Raw genomic sequence first — 22081 nt, forward strand, 5'->3', positions numbered from 1 at the left:
TCAGTCCGTCACGGCTTCGTGCACCAGCCGCCGCAGCTCGGGGAAGACCTTCAGCCTCTTCGGGCGCACCTGGCTCATGAACTGCACGGTCACGTCGTGGGCCGGGTCGATCCAGAACGCGGTGGTGGCCACGCCGGTCCAGCCGTACGTGCCGGGGTGGGACGGCGCCAGGGTGCGGGCCGGGTCGGTGACGACGGAGACGTTGAAGCCGAAGCCGAGGCCGTCCATGCCCGGTTCCTGGTGGACCGGGGCGCCGAAGGAGCGGATGGTGGCCCCGCCCGGGAGCTGGTTGCGGGTCATCAGGGCGAGCGTCTCCGGGGCGAGCAGCCGTACGCCGTCCAGCTCGCCGCCGCGGCGCAGCAGCTCCATGAACCGGTGGAAGTCGTACGCGGAGGAGACCAGGCCGCCGCTGCCGGACAGGAACCGCGGCCGGCCGCGCACCGGCAGACCCGGCACCGGTTCGATCCCGCCCTCGTCCGTCTCGCCGTACAACTCGGCGAGCCGGTCCGCCTGTCCGGGCGCGATGTGGAAGCCGGTGTCGGTCATGCCGAGCGGGCCGAGGATCCGCTCGGCGAAGAACGCGTCCAGCGGCTGCCCGGAGACCACCTCGATCACCCGGCCCAGTACGTTGGAGGCCACCGAGTAGTTCCACCGGGTGCCCGGGTCGAACTGCAGCGGCATGCGCGCGTAGACCTCGACGGTCTCCGCCAGGTCCTTGCCCGGCGGCACCGAGTACTCAAGGCCCGCCTCGCGGTAGAGCGCGTCCACCGGGTGGCGGTGGTAGAAGCCGAACGTCAGGCCCGCGGTGTGGGTGAGCAGATGCCGGATCAGGATGGGACCTGCGGCCGGGCGGGTGCGCACGTCGGCGCCCGAACCCTCCACATACACACGGGGGTCGGCGAAGGCGGGCAGATGACGGTCCAGCGGGTCGTCCAGGGACAGCCGGCCCTCCTGCACCAGCAGCAGCACCGCGACCGCGGTGACCGGCTTGGTCATCGAGTAGATCCGCCACAGCGTGTCCGGCTCGACCGGCAGCCCGGCGGCCACGTCCCGCAGCCCGTACGTGGTCAGATGCGCGACCCGTCCGCCGCGGGCCACGGCCACCAGGAAGCCGGGCAGGCGTCCCGCGTCGACGTGCTGGGCGAAGTGCTGGTCCAGGCGGTCCAGCGCCCCGGCGTCCAGCCCCGCCTCCGCCGGCTCCACATCCTGTCGCAGCTGTCCCATCGCTCTCCTCCGGTCGCGTCGTCCCCGATGCGTCCCGACTCCCGCGCGGGCCCGCACCCACCTCTCATCGTCGCGCAGGACCGCTGGTCGGGAGGGGGCCATCCGGGGACGGTGTGATCGATTCGACGTGTGTGGGGGGTGGGGAGCCGGGGGCGCCGGCGGGCGGGGTGGGGCCGGCGGGGCGGGGACAGGGCCGGTGGGGCGCCGTCGTCATGGAGTGTCCCGGCTGGCCGCGGGGCCCCTCATGGAGTGTCTCGGCTTGCCGCCGGCATCCTCCTCAGCGTCGCGGAGGAGCACGGCCGGGGCGGGGGGCATCGCCGACGGGTCGGGGAGGAGCAGCGGCCTGGGACGAGGGCGTTGCCGACGGGGCCGGGCGGGGCAGGCGGGTGCACCGGTCAGGGTGCGTGGCGGCTTCCTGCGGTGGCGTTCCTCGTGGTCGGGGAGGAGCAGCGGCCTGGGACGAGGGCGTTGCGGACGGGGCGGGGGCGGGGGCCGGCGGGTGCGCCGGTCAGGGTGCGTGGCGGCTTCCTGCGGTGGCGTTCCTCATGGTCGCGGAGGAGCAGCGGCCTGGATCTGTGTCTCCGGGGTGTGGGGGAGCGGGGGCGCGGCCGCTGCCGGCGGGGCCGGGCGTGCGCGGGTGGGCAGGGCGCGGGTCGCCGGCAGGGCGAGGACGGTCAGGGCCGCCAGGGTGAGCAGGGTCGGGCCGGTGCCCGTGCTCAGCAGCGCGGTCGCGCCGGCCACGCCCACGGCCGGACCGACGTTCAGCGCGGTCTGCTGCAACCCGCCCGCGACCCCGGCCACTGTCACCTCCGCCCGCCGCACGATCACCTGGGTGGCCGCCACCATCACCGTGCCGAACCCGGCGCCCAGCAGCGCGAACCCGCACCCGAGCGCGGGTGCGCCGGTGGCCCCGGACAGCACGAGGACGCCGAGCGCGAGCACCGCCGTCGCCCCCGCCGTCGTCGCCCGCGCACCGCACCGGCGCAGCAGGGCGGGGCACAGCGAGGCCGAGACCACCATGAACACGGCCAGCGGCAGGCTGCGCAGGGCGCTGGCGAACGGGTCGAGGCCGAGGTGGCGCTGGAGGACGTACGTGGCGACGAACAGCGTGCCGAACAGGGACGCGGAGACGGCGACCAGGACGCCGAGCGCCGCCCCGACCGCACGCGAGCCGATCACCTCGGGCGGCAGCAGCGGGCTCGCCGTCCGCCGCTCGTGCCGGACGAGCACGGCCGCCGTCACCCCGGACAGGGCGAGGCCCGCGCCGGAGACCGGCCGGGCCGTGACCGCGTACACCAGGCCGGCCAGGGTCACCGCGAGCAGGACGGCCCCGGGCAGGTCCAGCGGGGTCCGGGCGGGTGCCGGGCGCCGCTCCGGGCGGAGCAGGGCGGGCAGGCCGAAGACGAGCGCGGGCGGCACGTTGACGAAGAACACCGCCCGCCAGCCGAGACCGGTCACCAGCGCCCCGCCCAGCAGCGGTCCCGCTGCCGCCGCCAGCCCGATCGCGGCGGTCCGCACGGCCAGCGGCGACGCGAGCCGGTCCGGCGGGTAGGCGGCCCGCAGCATGCCCAGCGTGGCCGGCTGCGACAGCGCCCCGAACACACCCTGCACCGCCCGCAGTCCGATCACCCACCCCACCCCGGGCGCGAGGCCGATGCCGACCGAGGCGGCGCCGAAGCCCAGCATGCCGAGCCCGAACACCCGCCGTTGCCCGTACCGGTCACCGAGCCGCCCCGCGAACACCAGCAGGCTCGCGACCGCGACGAGATACGCGGTACTGGTCCACTGCACCTCGGCGAACGACGCGTCCAACTCCTTTTGCAGACTGGGTTGCGCGACGGTGAGGACCGTACCGTCCAGCGCGACGACCACCGCGCCCGCCACGCTGCTCGCCAGCGTCCAGGACCGGTTCACCGGCCACCCCCCGGCCCGCCCAGGTGCGCGGTGAGGACGGTGTCGAGCAGAGGGCCGAAATCGTCCTCGCCCAGGGCGAGTTGCAGACTGCGCCAGCGCCACAGCTGGGCCGTTCCGTGCAGGTTCGCCCACAGGGCGCCCGCCACCCGCCGGGCGTCGGCATCGGGGTCCGCGTCACCGATCAGCCCCGCCAGCAGGCTGAACAGCGGAAGGCTCGTGTCCCGCAGACCCAGATGGCCGCTCTCCAGCACGTCATGACGGAACATCAGCTCGTACATGCCCGGCCGCTCCAGTGCGAACTCCAGGTACGTCCGCGCCAGCGCCGCCACTTGGGCGCGTGGTCCTCCGGCCTCCTGTTCCAGCGTCGAGTGGGCCCGCTCGCCCAGCTCGGTGAAGCCCCGTCGGGCGATGGCGGAGAGCAGTTCGAGGTGGGTGGGGAAGTAGCGGCGCGGCGCACCGTGCGACACGCCCGCGCGCCGGGCGATCTCCCGCAGGGTCAGCGCCTGCGGACCCTCGGCGGCCAGCAGCTCCACGCCCACGTCCACCAGGCGTGCCCGCAGGCCCAGGTCGGAGTCAGTCATGGACAGTGTCTACCAGGCGGGCGTAGACACTGTCTACCGCGGTCTGTCGAGGTGCACCGATGTCTGCCGATCGCTGTCCGCGGGGAATGCGCCGGGGGCCGCCGTGAGTTGGGGTTCGTATGACCCAGGACTCCTCGCAGGACGCGCTGCTCGGCCTCCTCTCCGCGGGACACGCCGGCGTACTGGTCACCCTCAGGCGCGACGGCCGCCCCCAGCTGTCCAACGTCAGTCACGCCTATCACCCCGACGAGGGGATCATCCGGATCTCGGTCACCGACGACCGCGCCAAGACCCGCAACCTCCGCCGGGACCCCCGTGCCTCGTACCACGTCACCAGCGACGACCGCTGGGCGTACACCGTCGCCGAGGGCACCGCCGAGCTGACGCCGGTCGCCGCCGACCCGCACGACGAGACCGTCGAGGAGCTGATCCGGCTCTACCGGGACGTCCTCGGTGAGCACCCCGACTGGGACGACTACCGGGCCGCGATGGTCCGCGACCGCCGCCTGGTGGTCCGGCTGCACGTCGAAAGGGTGTACGGCATCCCGAAGGGCTGACCCACGGCGGCCCGTGCGCTCACGGTGCCTGGACCGGCAGGCCCACGGTCGCCGGCCCGGTCACGATGCCTGTGAGCGCGGGCCCACGCCCGCCCGCTCACGGCGACTCCGCGGTCCGTGCCTCGATCGCCCGCAGGACGGCGACCATGTCCTCCCCGCCGTACCCCTGCGCCACCGTCTCCTCGAACAGGATGTGGCAGACGTCGAGGAGCGGGGAGGCGAGACGGGCCTTGCGGGCGGCCTCGGCGATCAGCCGGTTGTTCTTGAGCACGTCCAGCGCCGCCGCCTGCACCGCGAAGTCCCGCTCGCGCAGCTTGGGCGCCTTCATGCGGGACACCCCGCTGGCCATCGGGCCCGCGTCCAGGACGTCCAGGAACAGCCGGCGGTCCAGACCCTGCCGCTCGGCGAAGTGGAACGCCTCGGTCAGCCCGGTCACCTGGGTGATCAGGAAGATGTTCACCGCCAGCTTCATCAGCAGCGCCCCCGGCACCGCACCGCACGCGAACGCCTCCCGGCACATCGGCGCGAGCAGCGGCCGTACGGCGGCCACGGCGGCCTCCTCCCCGGCGAGCATGGCCACGAGCTGCCCCTGCTCCGCCGGCACCCGGGACCCGGAGACGGGCGCCTCGACATAGCGGCCGCCGGCGGCGCGGATCTCGGTCTCCAGGGCGTGGGAGTACTCCGGGGAGGTCGTGCCCATGTGGACGACGGTCCGGCCCGCGACCCGCGCGGCCAGTCCGGGCGTGCCCCGGCCGAGGACCGCGTCCGTCGCCGTCTCGTCGGCGAGCATCAGCAGCACCACCTCGGCCCGCGCGAACACCGCGCCGGCGTCCGCGGCGACCTCCGCGCCGGCCGCGCGCAGCGGCTCCGTCCGCTCCGGGGTCCGGTTCCAGACCACCAGGGGGGTGCCGGCCGACGCCAGACGCAGGGCCATGGGCCGCCCCATCACTCCGAGACCGATGAATCCCACGTTCATGGCAGGCCGCCCTCCGCGCCACGGGTCGACTATGACAGCGGTCATAGTAGCCGTCGCTATGACGGTGGTCATACAGTGGCGCGGGAGGAACGGAGGTCGACGATGACGCAGGCGCGGCGCGGACCGCGGGAGCGGATGGTGTTCAGCGCGGCCCAGCTCATCCGGCGGCAGGGGGTCACCGCGACCGGCATGCGGGAGGTCGCCGCGCACGCGGAAGCACCGCGCGGCTCCCTCCAGCACTACTTCCCTGGCGGTAAGGAACAGCTGGTCAACGAGGCGGTCGCATGGGCCGGCCGGTACGCGGGCAAGCGGGTCGCCCGCTTCCTCGCCGGACTCGACCGGCCGACGCCGAGCGGCCTGTTCGCGGCGATGGCCGCGCAGTGGACCGACGAGTACGCGGCGGACGGCTTCGCGGCGGGATGCCCGGTCGCCGCCGCCACCGTCGACTGCGCCACGTCCGGCGACTCGACCCGGGAGGCGGCGGCCACCGCCTTCGCGACCTGGCGGGGCCCGGTCGCCGAGGCGTTGACGGACATGGGCGTCCCCCCGTCCCGCGCCGAGCCCCTGGCCACCCTCATGATCAGCGCGTTGGAGGGCGCGATCCTGATGGCACGCGCCGAGCGGGACGTGCGGCCCCTGTCGACGGTCGTGGAGGAACTCGGCCCGCTTCTGGACGCCGCCACGGGCTCCTGAGCACCCTGGCCCGTGGCGGCATGCCTCTGGTCGCCCCGGGAGGGACGCCACCGCGCGACCCCTCCGCCCGGGTGCCACGCAATGACCGCTCCCGGAAGGGACGCCACCCGCGTGACCCCTCCGCCGGGCAGGCCCCTGGTCCCCGGCGGGACGCCACCCGCGTGACCCCTCCGCCGGGCAGGCCCCCGGCCCCCGGCGGACGCCGCCCGGGCCCGAGTTCCTGGCCACCCTCATGGTCAGCCCCGGGTGTCAGACCGGAACCCGCTCCCGGCGGGACGCCTCCCGCGCCGCCCGCTCGCCGAGCAGTTCCGTCGGCACCCGGTGTGTCTCGCGGGCGGTGAGCGCGGCGAGCGCCGGCGGGACGCACAGTGCCGCCGTGAACAGGGCCACCGCCGCCCAGTCGTCGCCGCCCGGACCGGCGATCTCGGCGGCGAAGGTCACCGCGAACCCGGCCACCGCGAAACCGGTCTGCGTGCCGATCGCGAGGCCGGACAGCCGGACCCGGGTCGCGAACATCTCGCCGTAGAAGGCGGGCCACACGCCGTTCGCCGCGCTGTAGACGATGCCGAAGGCCACGACGCCGAGCAGCAGCGTCAGCGGATAGGAGCCCGTGGAGATCGCCCACAGATAACCGGTCATCGCCACCGCGCTGCCGACCGCCCCGATCAGGTACACCGGCCGGCGCCCGACGCGGTCCGACAGCGTCGCCCACAACGGGATCGCGCCGAGCGCCACCAGGTTGGCCAGCGCGCCCACCCACAGCATCGCGGTACGGGACATGCCGACCGCGTCGCTCGTGGCGTACGCCAGCGCCCACACCGTGAACACCGTGCTGACCGACGCGATGAGCGCACCCGCGATCACCCGCAGCACATCCGCCCAGTGCTCGCGCAGCAGCACCGCGAGCGGCAGCCGGGCCACGCCCCCGTCCGCCGCCTGCCGGGCGAAGGCCGGGGTCTCGTGCAGCCGGCGCCGGATCACCCAGCCGACGACGGCGACGGCCACGCTCAGCCAGAACGGCACCCGCCAGCCCCACGACAGCAGTTGCTCCTCGGGCAGCTGGGCGACCGGGATGAAGACGAGGGTGGCGATGAGCTGACCGCCCTGGGTGCCGCTGAGCGTGAAGCTGGTGAAGAAGCCGCGCCGGTCCGGCGGCGCGTGCTCCAGACTCATCGAGCCGGCGCTCGCCTGTTCGCCGGCCGCCGAGACGCCTTGCAGGACGCGGCACAGCACCAGCAGCACGGGCGCGAGCGTGCCCACCTGCGCGCGGGTGGGCAGACAGCCGATCAGGAACGTCGACAGGCCCATCAGTACGAGCGTGAACACCATGATCTTCTTGCGGCCGAGCCGGTCGCCGACGTGCCCGAGGACCAGCGCGCCGAGGGGCCGGGCCGCGTAGGCGACGCCGAAGGTGGCGAGCGAGAGCAGGGTCGCGGTCGCCGGGTCGGAGGCGTCGAAGAACACCTTCGGGAAGATCAGGGCGGCGGCGCTGCCGTAGAGGAAGAAGTCGTAGTACTCCAGCGCGCTGCCGATCCAGGCGGCCGTGGCCGCCTTCCAGGGCTGGCCGGGCGGGGCCGCGGGGCCGGGGGCGGGAGCAGGGGCGGGGGCGGGGACGGACACGGCGGTGCTCCTTCGGGGAGGACTCCACCCTGCGGAGGGAGGGGGAGTGAGCGGGGGCGAGGGCCGGATCGCGGCGGCTAATTAACCCACTGGGTAGTTAGTCGTGGTTGGGTGGGATGTTGCGCCCGTGTTTCCCCGCTGTCAAGGGCTCGCGCGCCCCCGGTCCCGACAGTCCGCCCGTGAAGCCGTCGGCGGGCTGGTCCGCGAAACCGTCACCCGGCCGCCCGCGAAACCGTCGGCCGACCGCCCGCAAAAACCGTCAGCCGGCCGCCCGTTCCGCCGTCAGATAGGCGATCACCATGTCCCCGAGCATGGTCCGGTAGTGCTCCCGCTGCGCCGGGTCCACCAGGTCCCGGCCGAACAGGGCGCCGAACGTGTGCCGGTTGGCGACCCGGAAGAAGCAGAACGAGCTGATCATCGCGTGCAGGTCGACCGCGTCCACGTCGGCCGTGAACAGCCCGGACTCCTGCCCGGCGGCGAGGATGCGGCGGATCACGTCCAGTGCCGGGGAGCCGATCCGGCCGAGCTTCTCGGAGGCCGCGATGTGCTCGGCGCCGTGGATGTTCTCGATGCTGACCAGCCGGATGAAGTCCGGGTGCCGTTCATGGTGGTCGAAGGTCAGCTCGGCCAGCCGCCGGATCGCGGCCACCGGGTCCAGGTGGTCCACGTCCAACTCCTGCTCGGCGTCCCGGATCACCCCGTACGCCCGCTCCAGCACGGCCGTGAACAGCTGCTCCTTGCCGCCGAAGTAGTAGTAGATCATCCGCTTCGTGGTGCGGGTGCGGGCGGCGATCTCGTCCACGCGGGCGCCGTCGTAGCCGGCCCGGGCGAACTCCTGCGTGGCCACGTCGAGGATCTCGGCCTTGGTGCGGGCGGCGTCGCGCACCCGCCCGCCGGGTCGTACCGGTTCGTCGACGCTGGTCATCGCTGTCCTTCGGGCCGTGAGGCGCCGGGGCGGCGCGCTCGTTCGCGTGCCGGTGATTGTAGAAGCAGGGCTCCGGAGCGCGGCGGGGGTCTTCCGAACCACCCGTACGGCTGATATAGCTAACGTACTGGTTCGTACATTAGCTCGCCCTGGGAGGTCCCGCGTGGCCAAGGACTCGTATCTCGTCGGGCTGGTCGGGTCCGGGATCGGCCCCTCGCTCAGCCCGGCCCTGCACCACCGGGAGGCGGACCGGCAGGGTCTGCGGTACCTGTACCGGCTGCTCGACACCGACGTCCTCGGCGTGCCGCCGGAGGCGGTCGGCGACCTGGTCCGCGCCGCCCGCGACCTCGGCTTCGACGGGCTCAACATCACCCACCCCTGCAAGCAGCTCGTCCTGCCGCACCTGGACGCGCTCGACCCGCGGGCCGAGGCGCTCGGGGCGGTCAACACCGTCGTCTTCGACGGCGGCCGGGCGGTCGGGCACAACACCGACGTCACCGGCTTCGCCGCCTCCTTCGCCCGCGGCCTCCCGGACGCCCCGATGGAACGGGTCGTCCAGCTCGGCGCGGGCGGCGCCGGCGCGGCCGTCGCGCACGCCGTCCTCACCCTCGGTGCCGGCCGGGTCACCGTCGTGGACGCCCTGCCCGACCGGGCCGCCACCCTGGCGGCCTCCCTCCAGCGGCACTTCGGCCCCGGCCGGGCGGTGGCGGCGACGGCGGACCGGCTGGCGGAGCTGCTGCGCGACGCCGACGGCCTCGTGCACGCCACGCCGACCGGTATGGCCGCCCATCCCGGTCTGCCGTTGCCGGCGGAGCTGCTGAGGCGCGGCCTGTGGGTCGCCGAAGTGGTGTACCGACCGCTGGAGACGGAGCTGGTGCGGGCCGCCCGGGCGGTCGGCTGCGCCGTGCTGGGCGGGGGCGGGATGGCCGTCTTCCAGGCCGCCGACGCGTTTCGGCTGTTCACCGGGCGGGAGCCGGACAGTGCGCGGATGCTGGCCGACATCGAGGAACTGGCCGGGGCGGAGCGCTCGGGGAGCGTCGCCGGCTGACGGCCGCGGGCCCGTCGTGGCGGTCGCGCCCACGCGGCGGAGCCACCTGTGACGGTCCCACCCGTCGCCGGGCCGCCCGCGCGAACACGCCCCGCACCCCCCCGGGGGGGCGCGGCACAGGCACCCTGAACCCCAAGGAGTCCACCCCGTGCACACCTCCATCGCCACCGTCTCCCTCAGCGGCCCCCTCACCGAGAAGCTCACCGCCGCCTCCCGTGCCGGGTTCGACGGGGTGGAGATCTTCGAGAACGATCTCCTCGCCTGCCCCCTGTCGCCCGAGGAGATCCGGGCCCGCTGCGCCGACCTCGGTCTGGCCATCGACCTCTACCAGCCGATGCGGGACATCGAGGCCGTGCCGGACGAGGTCTTCGCGCGCAATCTCCGCCGTGCCCGGCACAAGTGCGAGCTGATGCGGCGGCTCGGCGCCGACACCGTCCTCGTCTGCTCCAACGTCTCCCCGGACGCCCTGGACGACGACGCCCTCGCCGCCGAGCAGCTCAGCCGGCTCGCCGACCTGGCGGACGAGTTCGGCATCCGGGTGGCGTACGAGGCGCTCGCCTGGGGGCGGCACGTCAGTACGTACGACCACGCCTGGCGCATCGTCGAGGCCGCCGGGCACCCCGCCCTCGGCACCTGCCTGGACAGCTTCCACATCCTGTCCCGGGGCAGCGACCCCAAGGGCATCGAGGACATCCCCAGCGAGAAGATCTTCTTCCTCCAGCTGGCGGACGCCCCGCTGCTCGCCATGGACGTCCTCCAGTGGAGCCGCCACTACCGCTGCTTCCCCGGCCAGGGCGGTTTCGACCTCCCGGGCCTGCTCACCCATGTGCTGCGCACCGGCTACCGCGGCCCGCTCTCCCTGGAGGTCTTCAACGACGTCTTCCGGCAGGCCGACGCCGGTCCCACCGCCGTCGACGCCCACCGCTCCCTGCTGCTCCTCCAGGAGGCCGTCGGGGTGGCCGGGCTGCCCGCCCCTGTCGTCCCGGCCGGCGTCGCCTTCGCCGAACTCCTCACCCCGGACGCCGAACCCGTCACCGCTCTGCTCGGTGCCCTCGGTTTCACCCGGGCCGCACGGCACCGCGGCAAACCCGTCGACCTGTGGCAGCGCGGCGCGGCCCGCGTCCTGGTCAACACCGGCCCCGCCGCCCGCCGCGCGGGCACCCGGCTCGCCGCGATCGGCCTGGAGTCCCCGGACCCGGCCGGCGCGGCCCGCCGCGCGGAGGCCCTGCTGGCCCCGGTGCTGCCCCGGCGCCGGGCCCCCGAGGACGTCGCGCTCGACGCGGTGGCCGCACCCGACGGCACGGAGCTCTTCTTCTGCGCCACCGGACGCCCCGGACTCCCCGACTGGCGCGCCGACTTCGAGGACCTGGCGGAGGTACCCGTCTCGGTCGCCCGCATCGACCACCTCGCGCTCGCCCAGCCCTGGCACCACTTCGACGAGGCGACGCTCTTCCACCGCAGCGTCCTCGGACTGCACGCCCAGGAGAGCGTCGACCTCGCCGACCCCTACGGCCTCCTGCGCAGCCGTGCCGTCACCAATGCCGACGGCAGCGTCCGGATCGCCCTCGCGGTCGGCGCGGCCCCCGGTGACGACACCCTGCACGCGGCGCACATCGCGCTCGCCGTGGACGACGTGGTGGCCGCCGCCCGCGCCTTCCGCGCGGCGGGCGGACGGCTGCTGCCGGTACCGGCCAACTACCACGACGACCTGGCCGCCCGGTACGAGTTCGCCGACGGTGAGCTGGAGACGTACCGCGAGCTCGGCATCCTGTACGACCGCGAGGCGGGCGGCGCCTTCCGGCACTGCTACACCGAGACCGTCGGCCGGGTCTTCTTCGAGCTCGTCCAGCGTGATCCGGGCTACCAGGGCTACGGCGCCGTGAACGCCCCGGTGCGGCTGGCGGCCCAGCACGCGGTGCGCGGCTTCACTGGCGGCTGACCGCGCGGGTGACGCCGGCGATCACCGTCGTCGCCAGGATCCAGCCGGTGAGGACGAGGACGTAGGCGAGCACCTGACAGCCGCCGCGCGGAGCGAACGCGGAGTCCTGCCCGAAGGAGATCACCGGCAGCAGCAGGTCGAGCGTGTAGAACACCGGGTCGAACGGCGGTGCCTCGCCCGCCTTCAGCGGCCGGGGGTGGTGCAGCGCGAAGACGACGGAACCGAGCGCGAGCAGCGAGAGCAGCCAGCCGGCGGCGCGCAGCGGCCGGAAGCCGTAGCCGACGGTGACGTCCTGGACCAGGCCCCACAGCCGGCCGTACCAGGGGAGCGTGCGGCGGTGCCGGCGCTGCTTGGCGAGCTGCACCAGCCGGGCCGCGTGGTCGTCGCCGACGCGCCGGTAGGCGGCCGTCAACTGCTCGTAGGCGTGCGGGGTGTAGCCGTCGCGGTCGCGCTCCAGCATGGGCAGACGGCGCTCGGCGGGCTCGTGCGGGACGAGGGAGGTGTACGACAGGTGGTTGAGGAGCACCTCGCCGGGCGCCGACTCCGGTTCCAGGAACAGGACGTCGATCTGCGCGCGGCGCAGGTTGAGGGCGCCTTCCATCGGCGGCCCCTTGCGCAGCCAGAGCTCGCCGATGGCCGTACTGCTGGCCCGCAGCGCCGAACCCCCCGGATGGGAGAGGGCGGTGTACGACAGGTCGAGGCGCCCGGCGATGCGGGCGCCGCGCAGGCCCATCGAGCCGCGCACCTGCGCGTACCGCACCAGCATGTCGCCGCCGACGGCGAAGGTCTCCGCCTCCAGCGCGTCGTGCCCGGGATTCCCGAGCCGCGCCTCGCTGAGGTTGACCGACCCGGCGACGGTCGCGCCGCTGAGCCGTGTCCGCCCGTGGGTGCGCAGCCCCGGCGCCCACAGGTCGGCGCCGACCGCGGCCTGGTTGAGCTGGAGCACCGGCTCCTCCGCGTCCGGCGCGGCCACCTCGGCGCCCTCCAGGTACAGGCTGCCGGCGATCCGGGCGCCGCCCAGCCGCACGATCCCCGTGCACCGGGCGCGGGTCAGCCGCACGACACCGTCGACCTGCACGGCGTGGGCGACCAGTCCGGGCAGGACGGACTCGCTGAGGTTCAGCTCGCGCAGCCGGGCGGCGTGGCACCGCGGGGCCTCGTCGAAGTGGCAGTGCCGCAGCCGCACCGGGTGGTCGGTGGTCGCGTACTGAAGGTCCAGCCGGCCCGTGATCCGGGCGCCGGCGAGACTGAGCGCGGCGGTCTCCCCGTCCTGCCGCGGCCCGCCGAGGAGCAGCGCCCGCAACACCTGGGCCCGCACGGTCCGTCCGGCGCCCCAGCCGGCCCCGTCGGCGGGGTCCTCGCCGGGCGACTCCCGGAAGTCCACGGCCTCCCCGCGCGGAAACGCCCGCCACACCCGTTCCTCGGCCGCCGTCAGATCGTTGATCTCCATCAGCGGGACTCTCACCCGAGGGCCAGGTACCTGTCAATCCGCCCGGACCGCCGGGGCGTTGCACGCGTGTGCCCCCGGTGCGCCGCTGTCGGCGGACCGGGGGCACACGGCTGTGTGGTGCCGGCTACGGCCGTACGTTCCACTCCGTGATCACCGGGCGGTCGTGTTCCGTCGACAGACGGCTGACCGTGCCGGTGGCGAGCTGGAACAGCCGGCCCTCGGCGGGCGGCAGGCCCAGCCGGCGGGCGGTGAGGACGCGCAGGAAGTGGGCGTGGGCGACGAGGACCACGTCCCCCTGTGCGAGGGCCGGGGACAGGCGGGCCAGGACCCGGTCGGCGCGGGCGCCGATCTCCTCGGGCGACTCGCCCGGATGTCCCGCCGGGCCGGGTGGCACGCCGTCGGTCCACAGGTCCCAGTCGGGCCGGGTGCGGTGGATCTCGGCGGTGGTGACGCCCTCGTAGCCGCCGTAGTCCCACTCGTGCAGGTCGGGGTCGGGTACGACCCCGGGTATGCCCGCCAGTTCGGCGGTGCGCAGGGCGCGGCTCAGCGGGCTGGCGAGCGCCAGGGCGTAGGTCCGGCCGGTGAGGAGCGGGGCGAGGGACTTGGCCTGTTCCTCGCCGTGCTCCGTGAGGGGCAGGTCGGTGAAGCTGGTGTGCTGTCCCGACAGGCTCCACTCCGTCTCACCGTGGCGGACCAGCAGGAGGTCCCCCACGGCAGGTCAGTCCTTCTTCTCGACCGCGTGGCCGCCGAACTGGTTGCGCAGCGCGGCGATCATCTTCATCTGCGGGGAGTCGTCCTGCCGCGAGGCGAACCGGGCGAACAGGGACGCCGTGATCGCGGGGAGCGGTACGGCGTTGTCGATGGCCGCCTCGACGGTCCAGCGGCCCTCGCCGGAGTCCTCCGCGTAGCCGCGCAGCTTCTCCAGGTGCTCGTCCTCGTCCAGGGCGTTGACCGCGAGGTCCAGCAGCCAGGAACGGATGACCGTGCCCTCCTGCCAGGAGCGGAACACCTCGCGGACGTTCTCCACCGAGTGCACCTTCTCCAGCAGCTCCCAGCCCTCGGCGTAGGCCTGCATCATGGCGTACTCGATGCCGTTGTGGACCATCTTGGAGAAGTGCCCGGCGCCGACCCGGCCCGCGTGGACGTAGCCGTACGGGCCCTCCGGCTTGAGCGCGTCGAAGATCGGCTGGAGCCGGTCCACGTTCTCCTTGTCGCCACCGACCATGAGCGCGTAGCCGTTCTCCAGGCCCCACACACCGCCGGAGACGCCGGCGTCGACGAAGCCGATGCCCTTGATGCCGAGCGCGGCGGCGTGCTTCTCGTCGTCCGTCCAGCGGGAGTTGCCGCCGTCGATGACCGTGTCACCGGGGGAGAGCAGGTCGCCGAGTTCGTCGATGACGGTCTGGGTGGCCGTGCCGGCCGGGACCATCACCCACACCTGGCGGGGCGCTTCGAGCTTCTCGACCAGTTCGGCGAGGCTCTTGACGTCGGAGACCTCAGGGTTGCGGTCGTAGCCGACGACGGTGTGGCCGGCGCGGCGGATCCGCTCGCGCATGTTGCCGCCCATCTTGCCGAGACCGATGAGACCGAGCTGCATGATCAGTTCTCCGATGCGTTCTTGAGAGTGCGGTAGGCGGCGACGAGGGCCGTGGTGGACGGGTCGAGACCCGGCACGTCCGCGCCTTCGGTGAGGGCCGGTTCGACGCGCTTGGCGAGGACCTTGCCCAGCTCCACGCCCCACTGGTCGAAGGAGTCGATGTTCCACACGGCGCCCTGGACGAACACCTTGTGCTCGTAGAGGGCGATGAGCTGGCCGAGCACCGACGGGGTCAGCTCGGTGGCGAGGATGGTGGTGGTGGGGTGGTCGCCGCGGAAGGTGCGGTGCGCGACCTGCTCCTCGGCCACGCCCTCCGCGCGGACCTCCTCGGCACTCTTGCCGAAGGCGAGCGCCTGGGTCTGGGCGAAGAAGTTGGCCATCAACAGGTCGTGCTGGGCCTTGAGTTCGTCGCTCAGCTCGCCGATGGGGCGGGCGAAGCCGATGAAGTCGGCCGGGATGAGCTTGGTGCCCTGGTGGATCAACTGGTAGTAGGCGTGCTGCCCGTTGGTGCCCGGGGTGCCCCAGACGACCGGGCCGGTCTGCCACTCCACCGGATTGCCGTCGCGCTGCACCGACTTGCCGTTGGACTCCATGTCCAGCTGCTGGAGGTACGCGGTGAACTTCGACAGGTAGTGCGAGTACGGCAGCACCGCGTGGGTCTGGGCGTCGAAGAAGTTGTCGTACCAGATGCCCAGCAGGCCCAGCAGCAGCGGGGCGTTGGCCTCGGCGGGCGCGGTGCGGAAGTGGTCGTCGACGATCCGGAAGCCGTCCAGCATCTCGTGGAAGCGGTCCGGGCCGATGGCGATCATCAGGGAGAGGCCGATGGCGGAGTCGTACGAGTACCGGCCGCCGACCCAGTCCCAGAACTCGAACATGTTGTCCGGGTCGATGCCGAACTCGGTGACCTTCTCGGCGTTCGTGGACAGCGCCACGAAGTGCTTCGCCACGGCCTTCTCGTCGCCGTCCAGGCCGTTCAGCAGCCAGGAGCGGGCGGAGGTGGCGTTGGTGATCGTCTCGATCGTCGTGAACGTCTTGGACGCCACGATGAAGAGCGTTTCCGCCGGGTCCAGGTCGCGGGTGGCCTCGTGCAGGTCGGAGCCGTCCACGTTCGACACGAACCGGAACGTCAATTCCCGTGCGGTGTACGGGCGCAGCGCCTCGTAGGCCATCGCGGGGCCGAGGTCGGAGCCGCCGATGCCGATGTTGACGATGTTCCTGATGCGTCGGCCGGTGTGACCGGTCCACTCGCCGGAGCGGACCCGCTCGGCGAAGCCGGCCATCTTGTCGAGCACGGCGTGCACCTTCGGTATGACGTTCTCGCCGTCGACCTCGACCACCGCGTCCCGGGGGGCGCGCAGCGCGGTGTGCAGCACGGCCCGCCGCTCGGTGAGGTTGATCTTCTCACCGCGGAACATGGCGTCCCGCAGCGCGAACACGCCGGTGGCGGTGGCGAGTTCCTGGAGCAGTGCCAGGGTCTCGTCGGTGATCAGCTGCTTGCTGTAGTCGATGTGCAGGTCGCCGACCCGCACGACGTACCGCTCGGCGCGGCCGGGGTCCGCCGCGAACAGCTCGCGCAGGTGCGGCTGGCCCTGGGCACGGTGGTCGGCCAGCGCCGTCCACTCTGGCCGGTGGGTGAGCTTGGGGTACTCGGCCATCTCAGGCGTTCTCCTTGGTGCCCTCGCCCTGGAGGGCGATGGCGTACATCTCGTCCGCGTCGAGGCGGCGCAGTTCCTCGGCGATGAGTTCGGAGGTGGGGCGGACCTTCAGGGCGAGGGTGCGCGGCGGCTGGCCCGGCAGGGTCAGCGTGGCCAGCGGGCCCTCGGGGCGGTCGACGACGATCTCGCCGTTCGCGGTGCCGAGGCGTACGGCCGTCACGAACGGGCCGGCGCTGTGCACCCGGTCCACCGGGACGCCCAGGCGGGCCTGGAGCCAGCGGGCGAGCAGCTCGGCGCTGGGGTTGTCGGCCTCGGCCTCGACGGCCGCCGAGGTCACCTTCACCCGGGCCTGGTCCAGGGCCGCGGCCAGCATGGACCGCCACAGGGTCAGCCGGGTCCAGGCGAGGTCGGTGTCACCGGGCGCGTAGGTGCGGGCCCGGGCGTTCAGGACCTCCAGCGGCCGCTCGACGGCGTACAGGTCGGTGATCCTGCGCTGGGCGAGCGCGCCCAGCGGGTCCTTGGACGGCGCCTCGGGCGCGTCCCCCGGCCACCACACGACCACCGGGGCGTCCGGCAGCAGCAGCGGCAGCACCACCGAGTCGGCGTGGTCGGACACCTCGCCGTAGGTGCGCAGCACCACCGTCTCGCCGGAGCCGGCCTCGGAGCCGACCCGGACCTCGGCGTCGAGCCGCGAGTGGGTGCGGTCGCGCAGGGTGCGGGCCTGCCTCCGGATGACGACCAGGGTGCGCGAGGGGTGCTCGTGCGAGGCCTCCTCGGCCGCCTTGATCGAGTCGTAGGCGTTCTCCTCGTCCGTGACGATGACCATCGTCAGGACCATGCCCACGGCGGGCGTCCCGATGGCGCGGCGGCCCTGCACCAACGCCTTGTTGATCTTGCTTGCCGTGGTGTCGGTCAGGTCGATCTTCATGGCCTGCGCCAGCTCCGTCCGTCTCGTGCGAGCATCTCGTCGGCTTCACTCGGTCCCCAGCTGCCCGACGCGTACTGCGCCGGCCTGCCGTGCGACGCCCAGTACTCCTCGATCGGGTCGAGGATCTTCCAGGACTCTTCCACTTCCTGGTGACGGGGGAACAGGTTGGCGTCGCCGAGCAGTACGTCCAGGATGAGCCGCTCGTACGCCTCCGGGCTCGACTCGGTGAACGACTCGCCGTAGGCGAAGTCCATCGACACGTCCCGGATCTCCATCGACGTGCCCGGCACCTTCGAGCCGAAGCGCACGGTCATGCCCTCGTCCGGCTGGACGCGGATGACGATCGCGTTCTGCCCCAGTTCCTCGGTGGCGGTGGAGTCGAACGGCGAGTGCGGGGCCCGCTTGAAGACCACCGCGATCTCGGTGACCCGGCGGCCGAGCCGCTTGCCGGTGCGCAGGTAGAACGGGACGCCCGCCCAGCGGCGGTTGTCGATGCCCAGCTTGATCGCGGCGAAGGTGTCGGTCTTCGACTTGGGGTCGATGCCGTCCTCCTGGAGGTAGCCGACGACCTTCTCGCCGCCCTGCCAGCCGGCCGCGTACTGGCCGCGCACGGTGTGCCGGCCCAGGTCCTCCGGCAGCCGCACCGACTTCAGCACCTTCAGCTTCTCGGTGAGCAGCGCCTCCGCGTCGAACGCGATCGGCTCCTCCATGGCGGTCAGCGCCATGAGCTGGAGCAGGTGGTTCTGGATGACGTCCCGGGCGGCGCCGATGCCGTCGTAGTAGCCGGCCCGGCCGCCGATGCCGATGTCCTCGGCCATGGTGATCTGCACGTGGTCGACGTACGACCGGTTCCAGATCGGCTCGTACATCTGGTTGGCGAAGCGCAGCGCCAGGATGTTCTGGACGGTCTCCTTGCCGAGGTAGTGGTCGATCCGGAACACCTGGTCCGGTTCGAACACCTCGTGCACGATCTTGTTCAGCTCGCGCGCGCTGTCCAGGTCGTGCCCGAACGGCTTCTCGATGACCGCGCGCCGCCAGGAACCCTCCGGCGGGCCGGCCAGGCCGTGCTTCTTCAGCTGCTGCACGACCTTCGGGAAGAACTTCGGCGGCACCGAGAGGTAGAAGGCGAAGTTGCCGCCGGTGCCCCGGGAGGAGTCCAGCTCGTCGACGGCGTCCTTCAGCTGCTTGAACGCGGTGTCGTCGTCGAAGTCGCCGGGGATGAACCGCATGCCCTCGGCGAGCTGCTGCCACACCTCCTCGCGGAAGGGGGTGCGGGCGTGCTCCTTCACGGCGTCGTGCACGACCTGCGCGAAGTCCTGGTCGGCCCAGTCCCGGCGGGCGAACCCGACGAGGGAGAAGCCCGGCGGCAGCAGACCGCGGTTGGCCAGGTCGTACACGGCCGGCATCAGCTTCTTGCGGGACAGGTCGCCGGTCACTCCGAAGATGACCAGGCCCGACGGCCCGGCGATGCGGGGGAGCCGGCGGTCCCGGGCGTCCCGCAGCGGGTTCTCCCAGTCGGCGGCCGGGGCCACCGGCACGCGCACCTCCTCGGGTGCGGGCGCCTGGGCGGGTGCGTTCTCGGTCATCGGGCGTCAACTCCCTTGCTCTTCAGGGACTTCGCTACGGCGTCCAGAAGGTCCTGCCAGGCCACCTCGAACTTGGCGACACCCTCGTCCTCCAGCTGCCGGACGACCTCGTCGTAGGAGATGCCGAGCCGCTCGACGGCGGCCAGGTCCGCGCGGGCCTGCGCATAGCCGCCGGTCACCGTGTCACCGGTGATCTCGCCGTGGTCGGCGACCGCGTTCAGCGTGGCCTCCGGCATGGTGTTGACGGTGCCCGGCGCGACGAGCTCGTCCACGTACAGAGTGTCCTTGTACGCGGGGTCCTTCACACCGGTGGACGCCCACAGCGGGCGCTGCTTGTTCGCCTTGTCCCCGGCGAGCGCCAGCCAGCGGTCGGACGCGAAGACCTCCTCGTACGCCTCGTAGGCGAGACGGGCGTTGGCGAGGGCCGCGCGGCCCTTGAGGCCGAGGGCCTCCTCGGTGCCGAGGGCGGTCAGCCGCTTGTCGATCTCGCTGTCCACGCGGGAGACGAAGAAGGACGCCACCGAGTGGATCGTGGAGAGGTCGATGCCCCGTTCGCGGGCCTTCTCCAGACCGGCCAGGTAGGCGGCCATGACCTCGCGGTAGCGCTCCAGGGAGAAGATCAGGGTCACGTTGACGCTGATGCCGAGGCCGATGACCTCGGTGATCGCCGGAAGACCCGCCTTGGTCGCCGGTATCTTGATCATCACGTTGGGCCGGTCCACCAGCCAGGCGAGCTGCTTGGCCTCGGCGACCGTGGCCTCGGTCTCGTGGGCGAGGCGCGGGTCGACCTCGATGGAGACCCGGCCGTCACGGCCGCCCGAGGCGTCGTACACGGGACGCAGGATGTCGGCGGCGTCCCGCACGTCCGCGGTCGTCATCATCCGTACGGCCTCGTCGACCGTCACCCCGCGTACGGCGAGGTCGGTCAGCTGCTCCTCGTAGCCCTCACCGGAGCCGATGGCGGCCTGGAAGATGGACGGGTTGGTGGTGACACCGACGGCGCTTCCGCTCGCCACCAGCTCGGCGAGGCTGCCCGAGGTGATCCGCTTGCGGGACAGGTCGTCCAGCCAGATCGACACCCCCTCGTCGGCGAGGCGCTTGAGGGCTCCCGGGGTCGGGATTGCTTCGGTCACTGTGCTCATCTCTCTTTTTGTGCGTCTTCTGTGCGTCGGTGTGCTCGGTGTGCGCCGGTGTCAGGCGCGGGTGGCGGCGAGCGACTCGCGGGCCGCCGCAGCGACGTTCTCTGGGGTGAAGCCGAACTCGGCGAACAGGGTCTTGGCGTCGGCGGAGGCACCGAAGTGCTCCAGCGAGACGATGCGTCCGGCGTCACCGACGAACCGGTACCAGGTCAGGCCGATGCCGGCCTCGACGGCGACCCGGGCCTTCACGGCCGGCGGCAGCACCCGCTCGCGGTACTCGCGCGGCTGCTCCTCGAACCACTCCACGGACGGCATGGACACCACCCGCGTACCGATCCCCTCGGCCTCCAGCCGCTCCCGCGCGGCCACGGCGAGCTGCACCTCGGAGCCCGTCGCGATGATGATCACCTCCGGGACCTCCGTCGAGGACTCGCGCAGCACGTAGCCGCCCTTGGCCGCGTCCGCGTTCGGCGCGTACACCGGCACGCCCTGGCGGGTGAGCGCGAGCCCGTGCGGGGCCGGGTGCGTGGCGTGCCTCTTCAGGATCTCGGCCCAGACGATCGCGGTCTCGTTGGCGTCCGCCGGGCGGACGACGTTCAGGCCCGGGATGGCGCGCAGCGAGGCCAGGTGCTCGACCGGCTGGTGGGTGGGGCCGTCCTCGCCGAGGCCGATGGAGTCGTGCGTCCACACGTACGTCACCGGCAGCTGCATGAGCGCCGACATCCGGACGGCGTTGCGCATGTAGTCGGAGAACACCAGGAAGGTGCCGCCGTAGATCCGGGTGTTGCCGTGCAGGGCGATGCCGTTCATCTCCGCGGCCATGGAGAACTCGCGGATGCCGAAGTGCACGGTACGGCCGTACGGGTCGGCCCCGGGCAGCGGGTTGCCCTGCGGCAGGAAGGAGCTGCTCTTGTCGATGGTGGTGTTGTTCGAGCCGGCCAGGTCGGCGGAGCCGCCCCACAGCTCGGGGAGCACCGGGCCGAGCGCCTGGAGCACCTTCCCGGAGGCGGCGCGGGTGGCAACCGACTTGCCCTCCTCGAAGACCGGGATGCTCTCCTCCCAGCCCTCGGGCAGCTCGCCCTTGCTGACGCGGTCGAACAGCTCGGCCCGCTCGGGGTTGGCGGCACGCCACTCGGCGATCCGCTTGTCCCAGGCGGCGTGCGCCTCGGCACCCCGGTCCAGGGCCCGCCGGGTGTGCCGCAGGACCTCGTCGGCCACCTCGAAGGTCCGCTCCGGGTCGAAGCCGAGGAGGCGCTTGGTGGCGGCGATCTCCTCCTCGCCGAGCGCGGAGCCGTGGGAGGCCTCGGTGTTCCGGGCGTTCGGGGCCGGCCAGGCGATGATCGTGCGCATGGCGATGATCGAGGGCCGCTCGGTCTCGGCCTGGGCGGCCTTGAGCGCGGCGTGGAGGGCGGGGACGTCGATGTCACCCTCGGCGGTGGGCTCCACGCGCTGGGTGTGCCAGCCGTAGGCCTCGTACCGCTTCAGCACGTCCTCGGAGAAGGCGGTCGCGGTGTCGCCCTCGATGGAGATGTGGTTGTCGTCGTAGACGAAGACCAGGTTGCCCAGCTTCTGGTGGCCGGCGAGCGAGGAGGCCTCGGCGGAGACACCCTCCTCCAGGTCGCCGTCGGAGACGATGGCCCATACGGTGTGGTCGAAGGGGGAGGTGCCGGCGGGGGCCTCCGGGTCGAACAGACCGCGCTCGTAGCGGGCGGCCATCGCCATGCCGACGGCGTTGGCGACGCCCTGGCCGAGCGGGCCGGTGGTGGTCTCCACGCCCGCGGTGTGCCCGTACTCGGGGTGGCCCGGCGTCTTCGAGCCGTGCGTGCGGAACGCCTTGAGGTCGTCCAGCTCCAGCTCGTAGCCGGCGAGGAAGAGCTGTGTGTAGAGGGTCAGCGAGGTGTGGCCGGGGGAGAGGACGAACCGGTCACGGCCGGTCCACTCCGGGTCGGCCGGGTCGTGACGCATCACCTTCTGAAAGATCGTGTACGCGGCAGGGGCCAGGCTCATCGCGGTGCCCGGGTGTCCGTTGCCCACCTTCTGCACCGCGTCGGCCGCCAGAAGTCGGGCGGTGTCCACGGCGCGCCGGTCGAGGTCGGTCCACTCGAAGCTCTCGGAAGTCTGCGTAGTCATCTTCAAGAAGTCCTCGTTCAGTACGGGATGGCTGGCCGGACGCGTTCAAACTTAAAAGTCTGACTTTTTCGAGGAAAGGTCGGGGTGTGTCAGCCTGTGGTGAATCTGGGACAGTGATC

18 protein-coding genes are annotated in these 22081 nt (G+C 72.8%); 4 read left to right on the forward strand and 14 right to left on the reverse strand.

Annotation, left to right across the window (positions count from 1 at the left end; all coding sequences use genetic code 11):
- From ACH4LD_RS23590 to ACH4LD_RS23600, 3 genes are all read right to left on the reverse strand, one after another.
- On the reverse strand, window positions 1–1224 hold the full coding sequence (locus ACH4LD_RS23590; protein ID WP_398053721.1) for a serine hydrolase domain-containing protein: 1224 nt from the start codon (window positions 1222–1224) through the stop codon (window positions 1–3).
- A 543-nt stretch (window positions 1225–1767) separates the two neighbouring features.
- A complete protein-coding gene (locus tag ACH4LD_RS23595) occupies window positions 1768–3138 on the reverse strand; it encodes an MFS transporter (protein WP_398053722.1) in 1371 nt (456 codons plus the stop codon).
- Window positions 3135–3719: a TetR/AcrR family transcriptional regulator gene (locus tag ACH4LD_RS23600; protein ID WP_398053723.1), complete on the reverse strand. Its 585-nt coding sequence runs from the start codon at window positions 3717–3719 to the stop codon at window positions 3135–3137. The genes ACH4LD_RS23595 and ACH4LD_RS23600 overlap by 4 nt, the downstream gene beginning before the upstream one ends.
- Window positions 3720–3838: 119 nt before the next feature.
- Here ACH4LD_RS23600 and ACH4LD_RS23605 point away from each other — a divergent pair, with 119 nt between their 5' ends.
- On the forward strand, window positions 3839–4276 hold the full coding sequence (locus tag ACH4LD_RS23605) for a PPOX class F420-dependent oxidoreductase (RefSeq protein WP_398053724.1): 438 nt from the start codon (window positions 3839–3841) through the stop codon (window positions 4274–4276).
- Between the two features lie 97 nt (window positions 4277–4373).
- Here the strand turns inward: ACH4LD_RS23605 and ACH4LD_RS23610 are convergent, their stop codons facing one another.
- On the reverse strand, window positions 4374–5252 hold the full coding sequence (locus ACH4LD_RS23610) for an NAD(P)-dependent oxidoreductase (protein WP_398053725.1): 879 nt from the start codon (window positions 5250–5252) through the stop codon (window positions 4374–4376).
- Window positions 5253–5354: 102 nt separating this feature from the next.
- Here ACH4LD_RS23610 and ACH4LD_RS23615 point away from each other — a divergent pair, with 102 nt between their 5' ends.
- Window positions 5355–5945: a TetR/AcrR family transcriptional regulator gene (locus ACH4LD_RS23615; RefSeq protein ID WP_398053726.1), complete on the forward strand. Its 591-nt coding sequence runs from the start codon at window positions 5355–5357 to the stop codon at window positions 5943–5945.
- Window positions 5946–6194: 249 nt separating this feature from the next.
- Here the strand turns inward: ACH4LD_RS23615 and ACH4LD_RS23620 are convergent, their stop codons facing one another.
- On the reverse strand, window positions 6195–7565 hold the full coding sequence (locus ACH4LD_RS23620) for an MFS transporter (RefSeq protein ID WP_398053727.1): 1371 nt from the start codon (window positions 7563–7565) through the stop codon (window positions 6195–6197).
- A 259-nt stretch (window positions 7566–7824) separates the two neighbouring features.
- Window positions 7825–8490: a TetR/AcrR family transcriptional regulator gene (locus ACH4LD_RS23625; RefSeq protein ID WP_030983784.1), complete on the reverse strand. Its 666-nt coding sequence runs from the start codon at window positions 8488–8490 to the stop codon at window positions 7825–7827.
- A 163-nt stretch (window positions 8491–8653) separates the two neighbouring features.
- On the opposite strand from ACH4LD_RS23625, the gene ACH4LD_RS23630 reads away from it, so the two are divergent.
- A complete protein-coding gene (locus tag ACH4LD_RS23630) occupies window positions 8654–9538 on the forward strand; it encodes a shikimate dehydrogenase (RefSeq protein ID WP_398053728.1) in 885 nt (294 codons plus the stop codon).
- A 148-nt stretch (window positions 9539–9686) separates the two neighbouring features.
- Window positions 9687–11477 carry a TIM barrel protein gene (locus ACH4LD_RS23635; protein WP_398053729.1) on the forward strand — a complete coding sequence of 597 codons (1791 nt, stop codon included), beginning with the start codon at window positions 9687–9689 and terminating at the stop codon, window positions 11475–11477.
- On the opposite strand, the gene ACH4LD_RS23640 is transcribed toward ACH4LD_RS23635, so the two are convergent.
- The 8 genes from ACH4LD_RS23640 to tkt form a co-directional block, all read right to left on the reverse strand.
- Entirely contained in the window at window positions 11464–12927 is a 1464-nt protein-coding gene (locus tag ACH4LD_RS23640; RefSeq protein ID WP_398053730.1) for a membrane-associated oxidoreductase, read from the reverse strand. The genes ACH4LD_RS23635 and ACH4LD_RS23640 overlap by 14 nt on opposite strands.
- 124 nt (window positions 12928–13051) lie before the next feature.
- On the reverse strand, window positions 13052–13639 hold the full coding sequence (locus tag ACH4LD_RS23645) for a histidine phosphatase family protein (RefSeq protein ID WP_398053731.1): 588 nt from the start codon (window positions 13637–13639) through the stop codon (window positions 13052–13054).
- A gap of 6 nt (window positions 13640–13645) precedes the next feature.
- Window positions 13646–14524 (reverse strand): phosphogluconate dehydrogenase (NAD(+)-dependent, decarboxylating), encoded by an 879-nt coding sequence (gene gnd, locus ACH4LD_RS23650; protein ID WP_398053732.1) that lies wholly within the window; start codon window positions 14522–14524, stop codon window positions 13646–13648.
- Window positions 14525–14526: 2 nt separating this feature from the next.
- The gene (pgi, locus tag ACH4LD_RS23655; RefSeq protein WP_398053733.1) at window positions 14527–16179 is read right to left on the reverse strand and encodes a glucose-6-phosphate isomerase; all 1653 of its coding nucleotides are present in this window, start codon (window positions 16177–16179) and stop codon (window positions 14527–14529) included.
- Window position 16180: 1 nt separating this feature from the next.
- Window positions 16181–17107 (reverse strand): glucose-6-phosphate dehydrogenase assembly protein OpcA, encoded by a 927-nt coding sequence (gene opcA, locus ACH4LD_RS23660; RefSeq protein ID WP_398053734.1) that lies wholly within the window; start codon window positions 17105–17107, stop codon window positions 16181–16183.
- Window positions 17104–18693: a glucose-6-phosphate dehydrogenase gene (gene zwf, locus ACH4LD_RS23665; protein WP_398053735.1), complete on the reverse strand. Its 1590-nt coding sequence runs from the start codon at window positions 18691–18693 to the stop codon at window positions 17104–17106. Before zwf ends, opcA begins: the two co-directional genes overlap by 4 nt.
- The gene (gene tal / locus ACH4LD_RS23670) at window positions 18690–19835 is read right to left on the reverse strand and encodes a transaldolase (protein WP_132782647.1); all 1146 of its coding nucleotides are present in this window, start codon (window positions 19833–19835) and stop codon (window positions 18690–18692) included. Before tal ends, zwf begins: the two co-directional genes overlap by 4 nt.
- Before the next feature lie 51 nt (window positions 19836–19886).
- The gene (gene tkt, locus ACH4LD_RS23675; RefSeq protein WP_398053736.1) at window positions 19887–21962 is read right to left on the reverse strand and encodes a transketolase; all 2076 of its coding nucleotides are present in this window, start codon (window positions 21960–21962) and stop codon (window positions 19887–19889) included.
- Window positions 21963–22081: the final 119 nt, after the last annotated feature.

It is taken from the genome of Streptomyces sp. NPDC017676 (genome assembly GCF_044329325.1).
GTDB lineage: Bacteria > Actinomycetota > Actinomycetes > Streptomycetales > Streptomycetaceae > Streptomyces.